The organism is Virgibacillus sp. NKC19-16 (assembly GCF_021560035.1).
In the GTDB taxonomy this organism is placed as follows: Bacteria; Bacillota; Bacilli; order Bacillales; family Amphibacillaceae; genus Virgibacillus_L; species Virgibacillus_L salidurans.
In genome coordinates, this window is record NZ_CP074373.1 from 2142349 (window position 1) to 2162686 (window position 20338).

Below are 20338 nucleotides of genomic sequence, written 5' to 3' on the forward strand. Positions count from 1 at the left end.
AATCTTAATAAGCGCCACTTTCAATAAAAAATAGAAATTGGCGCTTAATCTTTATAGCTCGTCTATATAATTATACGAAAAAAATAGTAAAATAGATAGTGTTATAGATATCCTTTTTCTTTTAAAGATATAAATTTTCTATCGCCGATAATTAAATGATCCAACACTTCAATACCGATCATTTTTCCTGATTCAACTAAACGTCTTGTAACATGAATATCTTCCTGAGAGGGCGATGGGTCGCCGGAAGGATGATTATGAGCGACAATGATGGAAGCTGCAGAACGTTTGACAGCCTCGCGGTACACCTCCCTTGGATGTACGATAGAGGCATTCAGACTGCCAATAAAAATAGTTTGCCTGTGGATAATCTGATTCTTTGTATTTAAAAATAAAACAACGAAATGCTCCTGATTCAAGCTGCGCATTTCCTCCATGACATAATCAGCCCCGTCTTCCGGCGAACGCACGATATAGCGATCATTTGACTTGTACTGGTTCATTCTTTTACCAAGCTCAATAGCAGAAAGCATTAAAACCCCTTTTGCTTCACCGATTCCCTTTATTGCCATTAACTCTTCAATTGTAGCATCATTAAGTAGTTTTAACCCTTCAAAATGCATTAAAACCCTGTTAGATAAGACCATTACTGACTCTTCCTTTGTTCCGCTTCCAAGCAGAATTGCCAGCAATTCCTGATTTGATAAATGAGCAGATCCAAGCTGCAATAGACGTTCTCTGGGCCGGTCTTCCTTAGGAACATCCTTAATCATAATTGATGAAACGGCCATTGTTTTCTCCTCCTTAACTAAGATATCTTTATCTTATAGCCTTAAGCCAAAGGAGACAAATCCGTAAAATACTTTTTTCATGGGGTAATCATCCTGCAAATCATAATTTTCCCTAGAGGAAAATGACGTTTTAACAACATACATACAGCTCAAAACAGAAAAGTAGTAGTTGCTTTATTTAATTTAGGCTGTTTTCTAAAAGATTGCTGCTTTTGACATCAAAGATATAAAAGACGACGTAATTACTGCTACGTTGATTTTACGTCGTCTTTTATATCAAATGTGAAGATCTATAAGCAACAATGCTGACGAAAGGAGTCTTAATTTGTTACGTTGCTGTATTGCTGCCATAAATGCAGCAGAATTTGTTGTGCTTCAAAGCCTTCAGCCTGGGCCTGTATCGATTCCTGATAGTTTAACAGCGATTCTATTAAACCAGCCAAATTTTCCGAGTCTTCCGGATGATTTTCAATTAAAGCCTCCCAGTTATCAGCTGTAAACCCTTCATCATTCTCCAATGCATTTAGAGTATCCTGCCAATTTTTGTGGAAAGATTGAAGCCAATCATGTTCATTGTCTGTGAATTCAGCTCCTCCCCTCTCTGTGTTCCATTCTTTTACATAAATGTCAAATTGATATTCTTTTAACTGATTAGCAAGTTGCTCTGCCAGCCCCTCGGTCTTCGCTAGACCTACCAGAAGAAAATATTGCTCCTCTCTTTCCCAAATGAAGCTCGAAAGTCCAGCTTGTTCATATCTGCTTACCCACTCCTCGGCGTTCGCCTGATCCGAAAATACGCCACCTTGTAAAACATAAGCATTCATTTGTTCAATTGCAGGTGCAGTATTTTCAGCATTATTATTTTCCTCTTCGGAGTTATCGATAGTTGCCGCCGGAAGGTTATTATTTTCTGCCAAATCACTATCAATACCAACAAACATTCGCAACATAATAACTCCTAAAATAGAACCAATAGCTATCGCAGAGATAGTTGTTAGTATAATTGGTTTAAAAGGCTTCCATTTGTTTTGCTTTTTGGATGGTTTATGATCAGTTCCTCTAGCAAATGTAGGAAGATCATCCTCGGAGTCCTGAAGCGTCGCTGCTTGCTCTCTATTATGTTTTTTTGATTTTCCAACTTTCCATAAAACTATTTTCTTCTTGTCCACTTTTTTCCCTCCATTGCTAGATTGATTTGTTTCACTCTAGCACAGCTAAGAGAAAAAGTAAGACGAATATTGTCACCCTACTTTAAAAATCGTTCTACATAATATACGTTTCTTTTTACTGCTTAACGTATTTTCTTACACTTGCAATAAAATTTAGCGAGCCTGTTATAAAATAATAGTGATTCTTATGTTCAAGCATTTTTTTTATCGCCTCTTCCCAATCATTGCAGATTTTTTTTTCAACTGCTTTTGTTGCTTGATACAACGCGTCAGCTTGTGCTGCGCGTGGATGATCAAATGAAGTTAGCGTTATAGAAGAAAAATGAGTACTAAGCTGGTTTAGCATTGTTTCAAGTTCTTTGTCTTTAAAAGCAGCAAATAAAAGATGTCGCTCTTTAGCCTGATAATTTTCCTCCACCGTTTCGATAAAGCCCTGTATTCCTGCTGGATTATGTGCACCATCAATTATAATTACAGGATCACGCTGAATTACCTCAAACCTTCCGGGAACCTGTGTATTCTCTATTGCTATTGTCGCACGTTTCAAGTCCAATACGTACCCGAGATCATTTAATTGTATCAACGCCATATATGCAATTGACGCGTTTTTAATTTGATGTTCTCCTTGCATTCGAATGGCAATACTAGCGCTATAATCATTGTCTCTATGCCATGAAAATTTCTGTATAGCCTGATTTTTTTCCGGATCTGTATAGCTGAAATCCCTTCCCAACTGATAAAATTGTGACTCGTGCAATCGTGCTTCTTTTTCAATGACATGCAATGCTTCCTTATCCATATGACCACTAATAACTGGGGCGTGTTTTTTTATAATTCCAGCTTTTTGATATGCAATTTCTGCTGTTGTATCGCCTAAAAAAGCAGTATGATCTCTTGCAACATTTGTTATAATGGAGAGAATGGGAGAGAATACATTGGTTGTGTCCCCGCGTCCGCCCATCCCTGCTTCGATAAGAGCAATATCCGTGTTGTTTGAAAAATACATGAATGCAAGTACTGTAATAATTTCAAATTCTGTTGGAGCTTGAGATTGGCGATCTAACTGCATAATGGCAGGATGTATAGCGTTCAATAATTCTAGAAAAGTTTTTTCAGGTATATTACTGTCATTCAAAACGATATGACCGGTCACTCCTGTCATGCTAGGTGAAGTGAATACACCAACTTGATAGCCCTCTGCTTTTAGGGCATCTTTTAGAAATTGGATGGTCGAACCTTTACCATTGGTTCCGGCAACATGAATGGCCCGCATACGCTTCTCAGGGTTATTTACTAACGAAAGTAATGCTTTAACTCGATCTAACCCTGGTTTCATACCTAGTGATTTCCTACTTGCAATAAAAGCTTCAACCTGCTCAAAGTTTTCAAACATATGTACACCCACTTTTACATCAATTACTAAATAGTATAGCAGAAAGGACGTTCTCAGGTGAATTTACAAGGATGGATTATATATAACGGGAATTTACCCGGTAATAAATTTTTAGATTTTGCTAAATGTATACAAGGTGCTGCAGCAAGGAAGGGCAGCCAAGCAACGATTTATAAAAACAATGAACTGCTTTCTTATCTAGGCACCGGTGAAACCAGTCTGCTACACCAACAAGGACAGACATTGCCTGATTATGTTGTTTTTGCTGATAAGGATATCTATTTGGCAAAACAACTGGAATCTCTGGGAGTTCGTGTATTTAACAGTGCAGTGGCAATTCAGCGCAGTGATGATAAGATTGATTCCTATCAGCATTTAGCCAGTAAAAAATTGCCAATTCCCAAAACGATTATTGCACCAAAGATTTTCTCTAACGCAACATTAGATACAAGCAGTATAAAACCTGCAATTAATACGCTGGGATTTCCAATGATTGTAAAAGAAGCTTTCGGTTCTTTTGGCCAGCAGGTTTATTTAGTACATACCAAAGAAGAATTACAAACAAAAGTTCAGGTCTTACAGGGCAAAGCCTTTCTATTTCAAGAATTTATTGCCTCAAGCTATGGAAAAGATATGCGCCTGCATGTTGTCGGAGATAAAGTTGTAGCTGCGATGAAGCGACATGCAGCTGATGATTTCCGTTCAAACGTTTCCGCTGGTGGAACGATGGAAGCATACCACCCAACTGATCAGGAAAAGAAACTAGCCATTGCAGCCACGAAAGCAATAGGAGCTGATTTTGCTGGAGTGGATCTGTTATACGGACCTGATCAATCCGCCTTAATCTGTGAGATAAACTCCAATGCGCATATTCGAAATATGTATGACTGTACCGGGATAAATGTGGCTGATTATATTATGAACTATATTCTAAAGAAGAATTGAGGTGCTTACATGCATGCATGGTTAATTTACAGCAGGAAAGACGTTGATCAAAACAGCGCTTATATTGATTGGTTTATCAAAGAAGCTGCGTATCAGCATATATCACTTGAATTAGTCCTCCGGGAAGAAATAACGATTGGTGTACAGGATCATCAACGAATCATTAAACGAAATGGAAAAACCGTCTCTAAACCAGCCTTTGCCATTGTACGCACCATTGAACCGTTATTAAATTTACACCTGGAAACTTGTGGTCTCACCGTTTTTAATTCAGCTGATGTATCTCGCGTCAGTAACGATAAAGCATTAACCCACCATCATATGATAGATCTTGATGTTCCGATGGTTGATACGTTTTTTTTCAAAAAAGATGTAATACCGAATTCACCGCCTATTCCCTATCCGTTAGTCATAAAAGAAGCAGCTGGCAGGGGTGGAAATCAGGTTTATTATATAGAAAGTGAACAAGTGTGGCTCGATTGTATGTCAACCATACGTGGTGATTACGTTATCCAGTCATCTCACGTACAGCTGGGGAAGGATCTACGCGTGTTTGTGGTGGGAAAAGAAATTATTGGTGCGATCTTGCGGGAAAATAGCCAGGATTTCCGGGCCAATTTTAAACTTGGTGGCTCCGCCCGGTTGTATGAACTTCAAGAGGAGGAACTGGCTATAATAAACAAAATTATAAGTCAATTTAATTTTGATATGGTAGGTATAGACTTTTTAATCGGCTTAAATGGAGAATTACTCTTTAATGAAATAGAAGATGTGGTAGGATCAAGAACATTGAGTGCAGTTAGTAATGCAAATATTTTAGAAAAATATGTAGCCCATATAAAATCAGAAATGAATAAGCGGAATTCCAGGAAGCTAACCTGAAGTTCCGCTTATTTTCTAACCTTTTAACTCTTCCAATCGAGTTTTCACTTTTGCTTGCTTTTCCAAATAATCCTGTTCTTTTTGTTTTTCTTCATCGACAACTGCTTGTGGCGCTTTTTTCACAAAGCCTTCGTTTGCTAACTTTTTCTGAACACGCTCAACCTCTTTATTCCATTTATCCAATTCCTTTTCCAGCCGCTTTATTTCTTTGTCAAAATCAATTAATCCTTCAAGTGGGAGGTAAATTTCAGCCCCTGTTACGACAGCTGACATCGCTTGCTCCGGTACATCCAATTGACTTGAAATAATCAATTCACTTGGATTACAAAATCGCTCCAAGTATTCCCGGTTACTCTCCAGTTCCGTAACAATGGTGTTATCCTCTGCTTGTATGAGCAGCTTCACTTGTTTGGACATCGGTGTATCTACTTCTGCTCGGATATTACGTACAGATTTAATAATTGATACCAGTCGTTTCATTTCTTGGGACGACACCTCATCATGGAATTCGCTTCGTACTTCAGGCCACGGAGCAATAGCAATTGATTCTCCAAAACGCGGCAGCTGCTGCCAGATTTCTTCTGTAATGAATGGCATAAATGGATGCAGCATGCGCATAGTGTGATCCAGTACATAGGCCAAGACGGATCGAGTTGTATTTTTCTTCTCTTCGTCTTCTCCGTACAATGGCAATTTTGCCATTTCAATATACCAGTCACATAACTCATCCCAGATGAAATTGTATAGATGACGGCCTGCTTCACCAAATTCGTATTTGTTCGTGTTTTTTGTAACATGATCAATCGTCTCATTCAACCTAGTTAGGATCCATTTATCAGCCAAGGATTTTTCCCCGGATAAATCGATATCTTCATAAGTGAATTCTTCCATATTCATCAATGAAAAACGGGAAGCATTCCATACTTTATTGGCAAAATTCCATGTGGATTCTACTTTTTCCCAATGAAAACGTAGATCCTGTCCGGGTGTAGATCCAGTTAATAAGAAGTAACGAAGCGAATCTGCACCATACTTCTCAACAACATCCATTGGATCAACACCATTGCCCAGTGATTTACTCATTTTTCGTCCTTCAGAATCACGAATTAATCCATGGATGAGCACATCTTTAAACGGTCTCTGGTCCGTAAATTCCTTCGATTGAAAAATCATCCGAGCTACCCAGAAGAAAATAATATCATATCCGGTTACCAGTACATCTGTTGGAAAATAGCGTTTGAAATCTGCTGCATTTTCGTCTGGCCAACCCATCGTTGAAAAAGGCCATAGCGCTGAAGAGAACCACGTATCTAGAACATCTTCATCCTGCTCCCAGTTTTCAATATCTGCCGGCGCTTCTTTCCCAACATATATTTCTTTCGTTTCTTTATGATACCATGCAGGGATACGATGCCCCCACCAAAGCTGACGGGAGATTACCCAGTCGCGAATATTCTCCATCCAATGTAAATACGTTCCCTCAAAACGCTCCGGTACGAAATTTACTTTTTCTTCCTTTGATTGCAGTGCCATTGCTGCATCAGCCAGTGGCTGCATATCTACAAACCATTGTGTTGAAAGGTAAGGTTCAACAACGGCACCGCTTCGCTCGGAATGCCCAACCTGATGCGTGCGATCTTCTATATTAAACAGTACACCCTGGTCTTGAAGATCTTTGACAATCTGTTTACGGCAATCAAAGCGATCAAGATTTTCGTATTTGCCAGTATTTTCATTCATCGAACCATCCTCATGCATAACAAGTACGCGTTCCAAGTCATGGCGATTACCAACTTCAAAGTCATTTGGATCATGTGCTGGGGTTATTTTAACCGCACCGGAGCCTAATTCCATATCAACATATTCATCCGCTACAATTTCTATTTCACGCCCTACAATCGGTAAAATAACCGTTTTGCCGATTAAATGTGTGTAGCGCTCGTCCTTAGGGTGAACGGCCACTGCTGTATCACCAAGCATGGTTTCCGGTCTTGTTGTCGCAATTTCAATCGTTTCATCACTATCTTTTATCGGATAGCGCATATGATAAAATTTACCCTCAACCTCTTCGTAAATGACTTCAATATCCGAAAGGGCAGTTCGCGTCTTGGGATCCCAGTTAATAATATATTCCCCTCGATAGATAAGCCCCTTTTCGTATAATGTTACAAAAACCTCTTTTACCGCATTCGACAAGCCATCATCAAGTGTAAATCTTTCCCGTGAATAATCCAGTCCAAGTCCAAGACTCTCCCACTGTGAACGGATGAAGTCAGCATATTCCTCTTTCCATTCCCAGGCTGTCTCCATAAACTTTTCCCGTCCTAATTCATAGCGGTTTTTTCCTTGCTCTTTTAGCTTTGCTTCTACTTTGGCTTGTGTAGCAATTCCGGCATGATCCATCCCTGGCAGCCATAATACATCATATCCCTGCATCCGTTTCATTCGGGAAATGGTATCCTGCATTGTCATATCCCATGCATGCCCCAAATGCAATCTTCCAGTTACATTGGGTGGTGGTATAACAATTGTAAATGGTTCCTTTTCCGGGTCGCCAGTTGCTTCAAAATATTTTCCTTTCAACCAAAATTGATACCGATCTTTTTCAACTGCCTTTGGATAATACTTGGAAGGCAGTGAATTTTTTTGCTCTTCATCCATAAAAAACGCCTCCTACTTTTCCTATAAATAAAAAACCCTCTCCATCCTAAAAAAGGACGAAAAGGGTTTATTCCGTGGTACCACCTTTGTTTACAAATCATCATAAATTTGTACACTTCATTGATTGATAACGGCAAATTACCGGCAATCTCCTACTTATCGTTCAGAGATGCTGCATCAAGGGCGACCTTCCAAAATATCGTTTCCGGGAACTTCTCAGCATCCATTCCCTCTCTGTGGGTGATTATTTTGTACGCTTCCCTCTCACTGCACTTTCATATTAATGTTTATTTTATCCATAAGGAACCATTTCGTCAACTATTACTCATGATTTTTGCACAAAACCGGTCCCTATATACATATTATATAAGATAAAAACCATGATGTGAATCTGCTAACAAAGAGGTGATTTAAATTGGCGCGTTTTTATCGTTATAAACTACCACCATGGGCAAGGCATTGTATTATCGTTATAGAAAAAGTAACATTACCCATTTTAATCTTTCAATTGATCCGGACATTATTTTTCCCCACAACATTAGATGTATTTTTATTGGGGCTTTTAGTCGGTTTGTTTATTGCATTTTACTTGGAATGGATTTAACTTTCAAGGTCATCCAGGATAGAAGTTTCATATTCAGTCTCCACAAAACTAGAGAATTGTAGGCCAAATAGTAGCTGCCGATGGGCATGCTGTAATTTTCTCACACGATTCACCATCGTATCCGTAGAAGGGTCTCCGACATATTGCTGTACAATTTTTAGATAATTGGTTGGGTTTAATAAATAAATGATAAGCAGATGCCACTCATTTTGATTCAACTCATTTTCATGGTTATATGTCGAGAACTGCTCCATGAGTGCCACGCGTGGTCGATCATAATGACTTACTTCTTGTTTAAAAAAAGCTGCTAGATCCATAACAGCATTTTCGTAATAGGCATTTTCCCAATTAATTACATGTCCCCCTAGCGTGTGAGAGAATCTTAAATTACCGTGGCATAAACTAAAATTCCAGGTTGTCTCTTCTTCCTGTTCATCTATAAGCTGCTCAATCCGTTTTGTGATTTCCTTTAATGCAAATTCCAAATCGCGATAATGTGTACAGACCAATAACTCGAATGGTGACATAAATCTATTTTTCTCAAACTGCTCCACAAATGCGAGAAATTCTTTCGATGTATGTTCGCAAAATGCTTTATATGTAGTGAATTCATGAATCAATCTTTCTGTTGAAATCGATTGTGTCTGCTTTGTTTTGGCATGCACAGTACCCATATTTTTATAAAGGTGCTCAATTAACTGGCTATTCTTCTCCGTATTGGGAGTTTCTATCCAGGGGGTTAAATAGAAGATGGTTTGATCCATTTCCATGTAAAGATTCCCGTTTTTCGTCAAATATACCGGCAAGATGGTAGATATATTTTTAGAAAACGCCGTATGGTATACATTTTCAAAATCTACCAATGATTCCTTGGATAATAAACTCATTTTCAGCGCGTACTCCCTTTGTCCATCACTCACTCGAAATAATCTCTCTGTTACTTCTTCTATCGCTAAAGGATATACAGTATAGGAGTTTAACACTTTTTTAAGCACTTCCATTTTCATTCACCACCTGGACTAGAAATTAGGGTACCCCTTGAAACATTAAATCAAGGGGTATGATTTTATTTCCTATTATATGGGATATACAGCAATTGTCCTTCTGATACTGTATATTCATCGTCTAGTTGATTCTGTTTTATTAATTGTAATGCAGAAATCTGGTAACGCTCTGCGATTGTTTCTATCGTATCTTTATCCTGCACGATGCAAAGTTTCATTTTTGTAAACTGTTCTTCCTCCGTATTTCTGAACATACCAGCTAGATAGCTTACATCTTCAAGTGATTCCGAGCGACTATCCACACTTTCATAGACCTCATATGATTCCGCGTCATCATAGAGAGAACTCTCTCCCGTTGATTCTGAGGATCCCTGTGAACTCTCTTCCTCCTTAGATGATAAATTATCAAAGAATTCTTTTAGCGTTTGTGATTTTTTATTTTTCCATCGATCATCCTCTATCGATTCTTCTTCTGTTTCTATTCCTTTTTCTGGGGATAATGCAGGAATGTCTACAGGGTTTATTGACTCGATTACATCAGGTGACTCTTTTTCCGGCTCTTCCTTAATTTCAAATTGGAAAGTTTCACCCACTTGTTCTTCCACCTCTTCCTCATCTTCTTCGCGAGGAACTTCTGTCGGACCGTTTATGCCGTCAATTGCAATCGTGGAATATAATTTTAATTGATTTTGATCTGGTATTTCGTAATCAAAGGACGCAATATTTACCGTTACATCGTTTAAATCTGTTACACGATATGACGGTATTGAGATTTCCACTGGAAACTGATGAGAAAATGCTGCCCCGCCGTCCTCTGTATCTACTACACTTTCTATGAAACGGTTGGAATGAAAATCGTCAAAATCATTCGAGTAATGCTCTTCCTCTGTACTTTCCACTTTTTGGTATTCCCCACGTAACTCAATGACGCCTCTTATCGAAATATACTCATTAAAAGATTGAATGGATATTTCCGGATCTAATGAAATCCCTCTTATTTCTGCAACTTCCTGTCCCTTTTCAAAATAAAGGGATTCATTTAGCTCAAAGCTGAATACGGACTGATCGTTTGACAAATGACTTCCTCCTTTCAGGCAAAAAATATTCCATAAGCTTATATGTCTTAAGAATTATATGAGTTGAATTTAAGTGTTATGCTTATATAATGAAAAAAGCTATTCCGATATGAAATGGAATAGCTTTTATATTATTTAATTTTAGAAAACACGTTACGTACTGCTTGGATTGTTTTATCAATGTCTTGATCGGTATGTGCTGTTGACAGGAATAATCCTTCAAACTGAGATGGTGGCAGGAAAACACCTTCTTCAATCATACCCCTGTAGTATTGAGCAAAATAATCCAGGTTAGCTGTTTGTGCTGTCTCAAAATTAATAACGGGTTCATCTGTGAAGAAAACACCAACCATCGAACCTGCGCGATTAATGTGAAGTGGTATTTGAAAATCACTTGCAGCTTGTTTATAGCCTTCCATCAATTTATCGACTTTCTGGTTAATTTCCTGGTAGGAGGATTCACTTAGTGCCCGCAGTGTTTCATATCCTGCTGTCATAGCTAATGGGTTCCCGGATAATGTCCCAGCTTGATAAATGGACCCGGTTGGGGCAATATTTTCCATAATCTCGCGTTTACCTCCATATGCGCCCACTGGGAGGCCACCACCAATAACTTTTCCAAGACAGGTTAAATCGGGTGTTACACCAAAGTGACCCTGTGCACAATTATACCCTACACGAAAACCGGTCATTACTTCATCAAAAATTAATAACGTGTCATTATCTTCCGTGATTCTGCGTAAATCCTGCAGGAAATTCTCTTGTGGCGGAACAACGCCCATATTCCCTGAAACAGGTTCGACAATAACTGCAGCGATATCCTCACCATATTGTTCAAATACATAACGGACACTTTCAACATCATTATATGGTACTGTTATCGTATTTCTTGCAATGGATTCAGGGACGCCCGGACTATCAGGTAATCCTAACGTTGCGACACCAGAGCCTGCCTTAATTAATAGAGAGTCACCATGTCCATGATAATTCCCTTCGAATTTCAAGATTTTGTCTCTTCCTGTGTATCCCCTGGCTACACGCAGCGCACTCATCGTTGCCTCTGTTCCGGAGTTTACCATGCGAACCATTTCAATCGAAGGAACACGATCAACAACAAGCTCTGCAAGCTTATTTTCCATAATGGTTGATGTGCCAAAACTTGTCCCTTTGGCAGCTGCTTCTTGTAGCTTGGACACCACACGCGCGTTGGCATGCCCCAGAATTAGGGGCCCCCAGCTTAGTACATAGTCAATATATTCATTGCCATCAATATCAACAATTTGAGAGCCTTTACCATGCTCCATAAAAATTGGTGACATGCCGACAGATTTAAATGCCCGAACTGGTGAGTTCACTCCACCAGGCATTAAATCAACCGCTTCCTTATAAGCGTCTACCGAGTTATTAAAGTTTTTCACAATTAATCACCCTAACTGCATTTTTTATTTTGCTCTTTATTCATTCAACCATTTTGCTGCATCTTTTGCAAAATATGTGATGATAAGATCTGCTCCCGCGCGTTTCATGGCCGTTAATTTTTCCATTACTAATTCTTGCTCATTAATCCAGCCATTTTGGGCTGCTGCCTTTACCATGGAATACTCACCACTTACATTATAAGCAACAACGGGAGCGTTATGGTTATTCCGGACATCGCGTACGATATCAAGATAGGATAGTGCTGGTTTGACGATAAGAAAGTCTGCACCTTCCTCGATATCTGACTGCGCCTCACGCAGGGCCTCCAGACGGTTAGCCGGATCCATTTGATAGGTTTTTCGATCACCGAATTGTGGTGTACTGTCAGCTGCATCTCGGAAAGGACCATAAAAAGCGGAGGAATATTTTACCGCATAAGACATAATTGGAATGTTTGTAAAGCCTGCCTCATCCAGCGCCTGTCGAATCACTTTTACAAATCCATCCATCATATTTGATGGTGCAATAATATCTGCTCCAGCTGTAGCCTGGGATACCGCCGTGTCAGCTAGTAGTTTAAGTGACTCATCATTATCAACATCACCGTTATGGATAACCCCGCAATGGCCATGTGATGTATATTCACATAGACATGTATCTGCAACGACGAGCATCTCTAGAAAATCCCGTTTAATAAGCCTAGTCGCTTCTTGTACAATACCATGGTCATGAAAAGCGCCTGTACCCACTTCATCCTTCTCCATCGGAACACCGAAAAGCATCAACGCTTTTATTCCAAGTTCATCAATCTCTTTCACTTCATCATGCAACAGGTCAAGCGAGACTTGAAATACTCCTGGCATGGACGGGACTTCATTTTTAATATTTTCCCCTTCCACCACAAATAGTGGGTAAATGAAATCTTCTGTACGTACATGGGTTTCACGAACTAAAGCGCGCATCGAGGCGGATGACCTTAACCTGCGATGACGGTTGAAATCTTTTGTCATTATCAAAACTCCTCCTCTGCGATATAATTACTTATACACAGTAACATACCATCTATTGTAAATTCTTCCGCTGTTAAAATGGAAGTGAAGCCTAATTCATACGCACGCTTTTGAGTCGTCGTCCCAATGCATACACATGTTACATCGCTCGGGACCGCTGTCATTTCAACAAACGCCTCGACTGTCGACGGGCTTGTAAATGTTACAAAATCAAATGTATTTTCCCTCAAAATGGCATTTAAACGATCTGTCATTTGATAGTTATAGGATATTTCATAAACACAAGCCGAATCATACAGAATCCCATGTTTGGAAAATTCAATAGGGAGAACATCTCGTGAACGGTTCCCCCGCACCAGTAAAATGGGATCTGAAACTGTATATCTAGACAAAAACTCGCTTGCCATCGTGTCTGCGTTATATGTTGTCGGGACAAAATCGGCGGTGAAACCAAAATTTTTTAATGCATTTTCTGTTTTATGACCAACAGCAGCTAATCTCTTGTTTTTAAAAATTTCGTTATTGACTTGATAGCGTTTAGCTAATTGAAAAAAACAATTTACGCCATTAGAGCTCGTGAAAAAAATCCATTCGTATCGATCTACATTCTCAAGAATTCGTTTGTTCTCCCTAAGATCCTTACATAAGATCTTCAAAAGAGGAACCTCAATCGGTATCCCGCCATATGCTAGAACTTTACTAGAGAACGCTTCTGCCTGCTTTTTTTCTCTTGTTATCAGGACTTTTTTTTCATGTAATGAAATCGACATTACTGGTCAAGCTCCTCTTTCACCTGATCGATAATCTCTTTTCCGCCTTGGTTAATAAGTTTGTTCGCGGCTTCCTCTCCGACAGCTTTTGGATCTGTACCACGAACCTCTTCTTTAAGCAACGTCTTCCCATCCGGTGTACCTACCAATGCATTTAAAATAATATTCTTACCTTCTAAATAAGCGTAACCACCAATGGGCACCTGACAACCACCTTCAAGTAGGTGCAGGAACGTTCTTTCCGCTGTGACAGTTCTAGTTGTATGTTCATCATTGATCCTAGCCAGTAATTGATGCAACTCATGGTCATCTTCGCGGCATTCTATGGCTAATGCACCTTGCCCAACAGCTGGAACACAAACATCCGGTTCAAGGTATTCTGTTATGAGTTCTTCACTCAATCCGACACGCTTTAATCCGGATACAGCTAGAATAATCGCATCAAAATCCTCTTCCTCTAATTTCCTCAAACGTGTTTCAATATTTCCACGAATCCACTTGATCATAACATCAGGTCTTGCTGCTGCAATCTGAGCTTGCCGACGCAGACTACTAGTCCCAACAATTGCTCCAGCAGGTAAATCTTTTAATGCAACATTATTTTTTGCGATATATGCATCACGATGATCCTCTCTTACGGGAATGGTAGTGATCATCAACCCCTCCGGCATTTCAGATGGCATATCTTTCATACTATGTACAGCGAAATCAATCTCTTTATTATACATAGCTTGTTCAATTTCTTTCACAAACAGACCCTTGCCACCTACTTTTGATAATGTAACATCCAGAATTTGATCACCTTTTGTGCTGATTTTTCTTACTTCAAATTCATTCTGTAGTCCAGCTTGCTTTAGTTGATCGATTACCCATTCCGTCTGTGTTAAGGCTAGGTTACTTTTTCTTGATCCAATGACGATCTTACGCATCATAATCCTCCTAAAGGTTAAAAATTTGCTAATTAAAAACGGGCGACTGTCCCAAATCATACGAACTAACCAGAAAGCTGAACACTCGCCTTCTGGTTAGTTTAAAACATAACGTTAATCATTCTGCTTACATGCTGGTTATTTTCTCGATTATAGGAAAGGCTATCTTCTTTTCCTTTTTTAATTTTGAAATGGTATCATTGCTTTCTGCTTGTTTATCAATTTCGGTCTTTACTTCCTCTTCAATTCCAAAAATGTCTACAAACAGGTCTAGTGCTTCATCTGCTCTATCTGTAGCAGCAAGTTCTTTCGCCTGTGTAACCGGTTCTTTTAATAATTGGTTAATGATACTTTTCGTATGCTTATTTAATACTTTTTTCTCACGTTCCGTTAAATCCGGTATTTTTCTTTCAATACTCTCCATTGTTTCCCCTTGAATGGATAGCGCCTTTTGACGCAAAGCGGAAATAATAGGAACGACACCTAGCGTTTTTAACCATTCTTTAAATGCAACAATTTCTGCTTCGAGCATTATTTCAACTTCTTCAGCTGCTTCTTTTCTCGATTCAAGATTCTCATCAACAATATGCTGTAAGTCATCTATATCATGTAAAAATACATTTTCCAATTCACTGATAGCTGGATCCAGATCTCTTGGTACTGCAATATCGACAAGGAAAAGCGGTCTTTCTTTACGTTGCTTTTGTATCGATTCTACCATTTCCTTCGTTAATAGAGCAGTCTCTGAACCAGTAGAACTAATTAAGATATCTGCATTTACCATCACATCTACTAAGTTATCTGTATGTTCTGGCTTTGCATCGAATCTGGCAGCCAACTCTTCTGCTTTTTCAAAAGATCTATTTACAACTGTAATGTCGGTTGCACCTGATCCTTGAAGATTTTTAGCCGCAAGCTCACCCATTTTTCCAGCACCAAGGATGACAACATGCTTACTCTTTAGGTCTCCAAATATCTTTTTGGCTAGTTCAACAGCCGCAAAACTTACTGAAACTGCGTGTGCTCCTATTGCTGTATCCTTTCGTACTCGTTTCCCAAAGGTGATTGCCTGTTTAAAAAGTTCATTGAAGATAGTCCCGGTCGTTTCCATCTTCTGTGATGTTAAAAATGATTTCTTTACCTGACCTAAAATTTGCGTTTCACCTAAAATCATCGAATCAAGCCCTGTAGATACCCGGAACAAATGCTCAAATGCACCGTCATCTTCGGTAATCCGTAAATAAGTAGAGAAATCTTCTTTATCAATTTGAAACCAATCGGCCAAGAATTTTTTTATATAATAACGCCCTGTGTGTACTTGATCAACCACTGCATAAATTTCCGTACGATTACATGTAGAAACGATCACATTTTCCAAAATACTCTTCTTGTCTTTTAACATCTTCATTGCTTCATGAAGAGATTGTTCTGAAAATGTGAGTCTTTCCCTAATTTCTACAGGGGCTGTTTTGTAATTAAATCCAACTTTCAATATATGCACTTTATCTACCCCCACCAAAACTTTAGCAATATGTTCACGACGAACATATGTTAAACCATATATATCTTCATTATATCATAGGATTCGATCACTTTTTTTTGAAAATGTGAACAGTTTCTGAAACAATATGATAGGATAAACCGTATAGATATTGAACTCGGGATGTACTTTATCATAACCGTGTTCAATTAGCAAGAAATCAATTTATAACTGACTTGAGGTGTATGACTTGAAGAAGAGAAACTCACTTGCGGCATATATATTAATCGGGATTGGATTATTTTTTCTGCTTAGACAGTTAAGAATCCCTATCTTTACTGATTTTTATTCGTTGCCTACATTGCTGATTATTATTGGAGTTTCATTACTGCTATATAGTTATACAAAAAAGAAATACCAGCTTTTATTTATGGGTACGATTATTTTAAGTATAGGGATCCACTTACATGGCCTCCAACACTATAGCTTTTGGATCGACCATTGGGCTGTTTATCTCCTTATTATAGGGATTGCATTCATTATTCGTTATATGCAGACGCGTGATGGATTATTCGCTGGTATTCTGCTTATAGGTATTTCTATTATTTTAATCTTTTCCATTGAGGTGCCCGAGTGGCTTGATTGGATCTACATTGTCATTGATTATATAGAAGATTATTGGCCGATAGCACTTATTATCATAGGAATTTATTTATTAAGGAAGAAAAAATAAAGCCCATATCCTAAAAGATTGGGACTGCACCAAAGGTTCGTCCCACCGAAAACATTTGTTGCTTAAAAATGCTACGTAGTGAAAATTCCTTCTCGTGAGAAGTCTCTCGTTCTAGATGGTTGGGTGCTTGGATTCACTGCGGAAACACATTTCGCGCACCTTAGGGCCGCTGGAGAGCCTCTCGTGCTACGCACTCCGGGTCTCACCAGTTCGGGTTAGCGAAGGGCGGTGACTCCTGCTCAGAATAACCTGTCCGAAGACCCCGCAGCGGTGGTCTTCCGCGAGGAGGCTGAGGCCGTTCCCTAAGGATGCGCATCAGCCCTTCGCTAATCCGAACGGCGTTTATAGCAAACAGTAATTACGTCGTCTTTTATATCAACAGCGAAGATTTAAAAGCAACAATACTTACGATAAGAGCCAAAAAAAGAGAAGCTCCCTTGTTGAACAATACATCGTTACAAGGGAGCTTTGTGCTTTATCTTAGATATTTCTTCAAAAGACCCCAGGACTCGTCTTTTCCTTCACCGGTTTCGGAAGAGAAAGGAATGATCTCATCTTCCGGTTCCATTTGCAATGTTTCTTTTGTCCGCTTTATATACTGCCCTCTTTTGTTTTTTGCAATCTTGTCAAGTTTTGTAGCAACAACAAGTACAGGAAGCTCGTAATATTTTAGGAAATCATACATTTGTACATCAGTACTAGGTGGCTCATGACGGACATCTGTAATTAATACAGCTGCCTTTAACGTATCTCTAGTTTGAAAATACTCCTCCATCATTTGGCCCCATTTTTCACGTTCCTTTTTCGAAACTTTGGCATAGCCATAACCTGGAACATCAACAAAGTAAAAGGCATCATTTATTTTATAAAAGTTTAATGTTTGTGTCTTACCAGGCGTAGATGACGTTCTTGCTAAATTTTTACGATTGATCAGTTTGTTAATGAATGACGATTTGCCTACATTAGAACGTCCTGCTAATGCAATTTCCGGAAGATGGTCATTGGGATATTGCTTCTGACTAACGGCACTAATTACGATTTCTGCATTAGTTACTTTCATTTTCTTCCTCCACAAGCGCATGTTCCAAGACTTGATCTAAATGTCCCACCTTAATAAAGGTTAAACTATTACGTACACTTTCCGGTATATCATCGATATCTTTTTCATTTTCTTCAGGGATGATAATGGTAGTTATTCCTGCACGATGTGCACTTAGCGATTTTTCTTTCAACCCGCCAATTGGAAGCACTCGTCCGCGCAGTGTAATCTCACCAGTCATACCTACCTCTTTTTTCACTGCTCTGCCTGTGAGTGCAGATACTAAAGCTGTGGCCATCGTTATACCTGCTGAAGGACCGTCTTTTGGTGTCGCTCCTTCAGGTACATGAATATGAATATCATAGGTTTCGTGAAAATCAGGAGCGATATTTAACTCACCAGCTCTTGAGCGGATATAGCTAAATGCTGCTTGTGCGGACTCCTGCATGACATCGCCAAGTTTTCCCGTTAAGGTAAGCTTGCCTTTACCCGGATAATGGGAAACCTCAATGGATAAGGTATCACCACCCGCTGCAGTATAGGCCAATCCTGTTGCAGCACCAACCTGATCTTCTTGCTCCATGAGACCGTAACGATAAAGCGGCTTGCCAAGTAATTCTTCAAGGCTTTTCTCAGTTATGACGACCCGTTTTTTCTCACCGGAAATAATTATTTTTGCGGCTTTTCTACACAATGTAGCAAGCGATCGTTCCAGGTTCCTGACACCCGCTTCACGTGTGTACTTGCGAATGAGTTTTAACAGGGCGTCATCCCGAATTTGCAGATTTGTTTTTTTCAATCCATTTTCTTTTAATTGTTTTTTAAATAAATGTTCTTTAGCAATGTGCAGCTTTTCCAATTCTGTATAACCAGCGATGGAAATAAGCTCCATTCGATCTAATAATGGACCTGGTATATTGGTTACATAATTTGCGGTTGCAACAAATAGAACATTGGACAGGTCATATGTCTCTTCAATAAAGTGGTCACTGAAGTTACTATTTTGTTCCGGATCAAGCACTTCTAGCATCGCTGATGATGGATCGCCACGAAAATCATTTGACATCTTATCAATTTCATCCAATAAAAACACCGGATTAATTGTTTCCGCCTTTTTCATTCCTTGAATAATTCTACCAGGCATTGCACCTATATACGTTCTACGATGCCCTTTTATTTCGGCCTCATCACGAACACCGCCTAAAGAGATTCTAACAAAATTTCTGTTTATCGAGCGTGCAATTGATTTAGCCAGTGATGTTTTTCCTACTCCGGGAGGCCCTACAAGACAAAGAATGGGACCCTTTATAGAATTGGTGAGCTTTTGTACTGCCAAATATTCTAAGATGCGTTCTTTCACTTTATCCAGACCATAATGATCTGTATCAAGTATTTTCTCCGCTCTCTGAATCTCAATCGTGTCTTTTGTTTTTTGTGTCCATGGTAATGCAAGAAGCCATTCTAAATAGTTACGGATAACAGAGCTCTCCGCAGAACTTTGTGGTACTTTCTCATACCTTCCCAGTTCCTTTTTCGCTACTTTCTTTATGGCTTCAGGCATATCCGATAGTTCAATTTTTTCATCTAATTGACCAACTTCACTTGTTTTGCCTTCTTTTTCACCAAGTTCTTTTTGAATTGCCTTTAATTGCTCACGTAAATAATATTCCTTTTGCGTCTTTTCCATAGAACCTTTTACACGCTGACCGATCTTTTGTTCTAAATCAAGGACCTTCTGTTCATTGGAAATCATTTTAATTAGATACTGTAGCCTTTGTTTGATATCTTGGATTTCCAGCAATTCCTGTTTATCTTTTATTTTTAAAGATAGATGGGATGTGATAATATCTGCAAGCCTTCCTGGCTCCTCTATATCAGAAACGGTCGCAAGTGTCTCAGTAGTAATTTTTTTGGAAAGCTTTATGTATTGTTCAAACTGCTGTAATAACGTACGCATTAGAGCTTCTTCTTCGTTCTTTTCTCCGTGAACATCTTCCAATTTTTCAATTTCTACAACAAATTCTTCTTCATTGTCAATGTATTGAACTATTTCTCCACGGTGTATTCCTTCTACTAGAATCCGGAGAGTACCATTCGGGAGTTTAAGCATTTGATTTACTTTCGCTAACGTCCCGATCTGATAAATATCTTTTGTGTCAGGTTCTTCCAGACTAACTTTTTTTTGGGCTGCAAGAAATATAGTTTGATCACCCATCATCGCTTGTTCCAATGCTGCTACAGACTTATCTCTACCTACATCAAGGTGCAAAACCATTGATGGAAATACAAGTAATCCGCGTAATGGAAGGAGGGGAACCTGGGTAGTTTCTTTTGCCATTGTATGTACCTCCATTGTATGTCTTATTATTTATACTTGCATATGTTCTTAAAGTTTAAAGAAAACTACTTCATTTGTAAATATATATGGAAAAA

17 protein-coding genes and 1 other annotated feature are annotated in these 20338 nt (G+C 39.0%); of the genes, 4 read left to right on the forward strand and 13 right to left on the reverse strand.

Annotated elements, in window-relative coordinates; all coding sequences use genetic code 11:
- Window positions 1-101: 101 nt before the first annotated feature.
- The 3 genes from radC to KFZ58_RS11115 all read right to left on the reverse strand — a co-directional run bounded on the left by radC (window position 102) and on the right by KFZ58_RS11115 (window position 3353).
- The gene (gene radC, locus KFZ58_RS11105; protein WP_235791378.1) at window positions 102-791 is read right to left on the reverse strand and encodes a RadC family protein; all 690 of its coding nucleotides are present in this window, start codon (window positions 789-791) and stop codon (window positions 102-104) included.
- Window positions 792-1111: 320 nt separating this feature from the next.
- Window positions 1112-1960 (reverse strand): SPOR domain-containing protein, encoded by an 849-nt coding sequence (locus KFZ58_RS11110; protein WP_235791379.1) that lies wholly within the window; start codon window positions 1958-1960, stop codon window positions 1112-1114.
- A gap of 115 nt (window positions 1961-2075) precedes the next feature.
- Complete coding sequence (locus KFZ58_RS11115; RefSeq protein ID WP_235791380.1) at window positions 2076-3353, reverse strand: bifunctional folylpolyglutamate synthase/dihydrofolate synthase; 1278 nt, start codon at window positions 3351-3353, stop codon at window positions 2076-2078.
- 57 nt (window positions 3354-3410) lie between these two features.
- On the opposite strand from KFZ58_RS11115, the gene KFZ58_RS11120 reads away from it, so the two are divergent.
- Window positions 3411-4298, forward strand: a complete 888-nt coding sequence (locus KFZ58_RS11120) for an ATP-grasp domain-containing protein (RefSeq protein WP_235791381.1) — start codon at window positions 3411-3413, stop codon at window positions 4296-4298.
- Between the two features lie 9 nt (window positions 4299-4307).
- Window positions 4308-5180 carry an ATP-grasp domain-containing protein gene (locus KFZ58_RS11125; RefSeq protein ID WP_235791382.1) on the forward strand — a complete coding sequence of 291 codons (873 nt, stop codon included), beginning with the start codon at window positions 4308-4310 and terminating at the stop codon, window positions 5178-5180.
- A gap of 15 nt (window positions 5181-5195) precedes the next feature.
- Here KFZ58_RS11125 and KFZ58_RS11130 read toward each other — a convergent pair whose 3' ends face one another.
- Complete coding sequence (locus tag KFZ58_RS11130) at window positions 5196-7841, reverse strand: valine--tRNA ligase (protein ID WP_235791383.1); 2646 nt, start codon at window positions 7839-7841, stop codon at window positions 5196-5198.
- A gap of 49 nt (window positions 7842-7890) precedes the next feature.
- Window positions 7891-8118, reverse strand: a binding site (T-box leader).
- 138 nt (window positions 8119-8256) lie between these two features.
- On the opposite strand from KFZ58_RS11130, the gene KFZ58_RS11135 reads away from it, so the two are divergent.
- Window positions 8257-8445 (forward strand): YszA family small membrane protein, encoded by a 189-nt coding sequence (locus KFZ58_RS11135; RefSeq protein ID WP_235791384.1) that lies wholly within the window; start codon window positions 8257-8259, stop codon window positions 8443-8445.
- On the opposite strand, the gene KFZ58_RS11140 is transcribed toward KFZ58_RS11135, so the two are convergent.
- The 7 genes from KFZ58_RS11140 to hemA all read right to left on the reverse strand — a co-directional run bounded on the left by KFZ58_RS11140 (window position 8442) and on the right by hemA (window position 16154).
- Complete coding sequence (locus tag KFZ58_RS11140) at window positions 8442-9446, reverse strand: protein kinase family protein (RefSeq protein WP_235791385.1); 1005 nt, start codon at window positions 9444-9446, stop codon at window positions 8442-8444. The genes KFZ58_RS11135 and KFZ58_RS11140 overlap by 4 nt on opposite strands.
- A gap of 65 nt (window positions 9447-9511) precedes the next feature.
- The gene (gene spoVID, locus KFZ58_RS11145) at window positions 9512-10525 is read right to left on the reverse strand and encodes a stage VI sporulation protein D (RefSeq protein WP_235791386.1); all 1014 of its coding nucleotides are present in this window, start codon (window positions 10523-10525) and stop codon (window positions 9512-9514) included.
- 131 nt (window positions 10526-10656) lie between these two features.
- Window positions 10657-11943: a glutamate-1-semialdehyde 2,1-aminomutase gene (gene hemL, locus KFZ58_RS11150; RefSeq protein WP_235791387.1), complete on the reverse strand. Its 1287-nt coding sequence runs from the start codon at window positions 11941-11943 to the stop codon at window positions 10657-10659.
- Window positions 11944-11979: 36 nt separating this feature from the next.
- A complete protein-coding gene (gene hemB / locus KFZ58_RS11155; protein ID WP_235791388.1) occupies window positions 11980-12954 on the reverse strand; it encodes a porphobilinogen synthase in 975 nt (324 codons plus the stop codon).
- Window positions 12955-12956: 2 nt separating this feature from the next.
- Window positions 12957-13724 (reverse strand): uroporphyrinogen-III synthase, encoded by a 768-nt coding sequence (locus KFZ58_RS11160; RefSeq protein ID WP_235791389.1) that lies wholly within the window; start codon window positions 13722-13724, stop codon window positions 12957-12959.
- The gene (gene hemC, locus KFZ58_RS11165; RefSeq protein ID WP_235791390.1) at window positions 13724-14653 is read right to left on the reverse strand and encodes a hydroxymethylbilane synthase; all 930 of its coding nucleotides are present in this window, start codon (window positions 14651-14653) and stop codon (window positions 13724-13726) included. Before hemC ends, KFZ58_RS11160 begins: the two co-directional genes overlap by 1 nt.
- Before the next feature lie 127 nt (window positions 14654-14780).
- Window positions 14781-16154: a glutamyl-tRNA reductase gene (gene hemA / locus KFZ58_RS11170; RefSeq protein ID WP_235791391.1), complete on the reverse strand. Its 1374-nt coding sequence runs from the start codon at window positions 16152-16154 to the stop codon at window positions 14781-14783.
- Window positions 16155-16374: 220 nt separating this feature from the next.
- Between hemA and KFZ58_RS11175 the strand changes: the two genes are divergently transcribed.
- Entirely contained in the window at window positions 16375-16866 is a 492-nt protein-coding gene (locus KFZ58_RS11175; protein ID WP_370642268.1) for a LiaI-LiaF-like domain-containing protein, read from the forward strand.
- A 475-nt stretch (window positions 16867-17341) separates the two neighbouring features.
- Here KFZ58_RS11175 and yihA read toward each other — a convergent pair whose 3' ends face one another.
- Window positions 17342-17926, reverse strand: a complete 585-nt coding sequence (gene yihA / locus KFZ58_RS11180) for a ribosome biogenesis GTP-binding protein YihA/YsxC (protein ID WP_235791393.1) — start codon at window positions 17924-17926, stop codon at window positions 17342-17344.
- Window positions 17913-20243 carry an endopeptidase La gene (gene lon / locus KFZ58_RS11185; protein ID WP_235791394.1) on the reverse strand — a complete coding sequence of 777 codons (2331 nt, stop codon included), beginning with the start codon at window positions 20241-20243 and terminating at the stop codon, window positions 17913-17915. The genes yihA and lon overlap by 14 nt, the downstream gene beginning before the upstream one ends.
- Window positions 20244-20338: the final 95 nt, after the last annotated feature.

Excerpts from the sequence above, each read along its gene's own strand:
- radC (WP_235791378.1), bottom strand. The coding sequence starts at position 791 with ATGGCCGTTTCATCAATTATGATTAAGGATGTTCCTAAGGAAGACCGG.
- KFZ58_RS11115 (WP_235791380.1), bottom strand. The coding sequence starts at position 3,353 with ATGTTTGAAAACTTTGAGCAGGTTGAAGCTTTTATTGCAAGTAGGAAA.
- KFZ58_RS11125 (WP_235791382.1), top strand. The coding sequence starts at position 4,308 with ATGCATGCATGGTTAATTTACAGCAGGAAAGACGTTGATCAAAACAGC.
- KFZ58_RS11130 (WP_235791383.1), bottom strand. The coding sequence starts at position 7,841 with ATGGATGAAGAGCAAAAAAATTCACTGCCTTCCAAGTATTATCCAAAG.
- KFZ58_RS11140 (WP_235791385.1), bottom strand. The coding sequence starts at position 9,446 with ATGGAAGTGCTTAAAAAAGTGTTAAACTCCTATACTGTATATCCTTTA.
- hemB (WP_235791388.1), bottom strand. The coding sequence starts at position 12,954 with ATGACAAAAGATTTCAACCGTCATCGCAGGTTAAGGTCATCCGCCTCG.
- KFZ58_RS11160 (WP_235791389.1), bottom strand. The coding sequence starts at position 13,724 with ATGTCGATTTCATTACATGAAAAAAAAGTCCTGATAACAAGAGAAAAA.
- hemC (WP_235791390.1), bottom strand. The coding sequence starts at position 14,653 with ATGCGTAAGATCGTCATTGGATCAAGAAAAAGTAACCTAGCCTTAACA.
- yihA (WP_235791393.1), bottom strand. The coding sequence starts at position 17,926 with ATGAAAGTAACTAATGCAGAAATCGTAATTAGTGCCGTTAGTCAGAAG.
- lon (WP_235791394.1), bottom strand. The coding sequence starts at position 20,243 with ATGGCAAAAGAAACTACCCAGGTTCCCCTCCTTCCATTACGCGGATTA.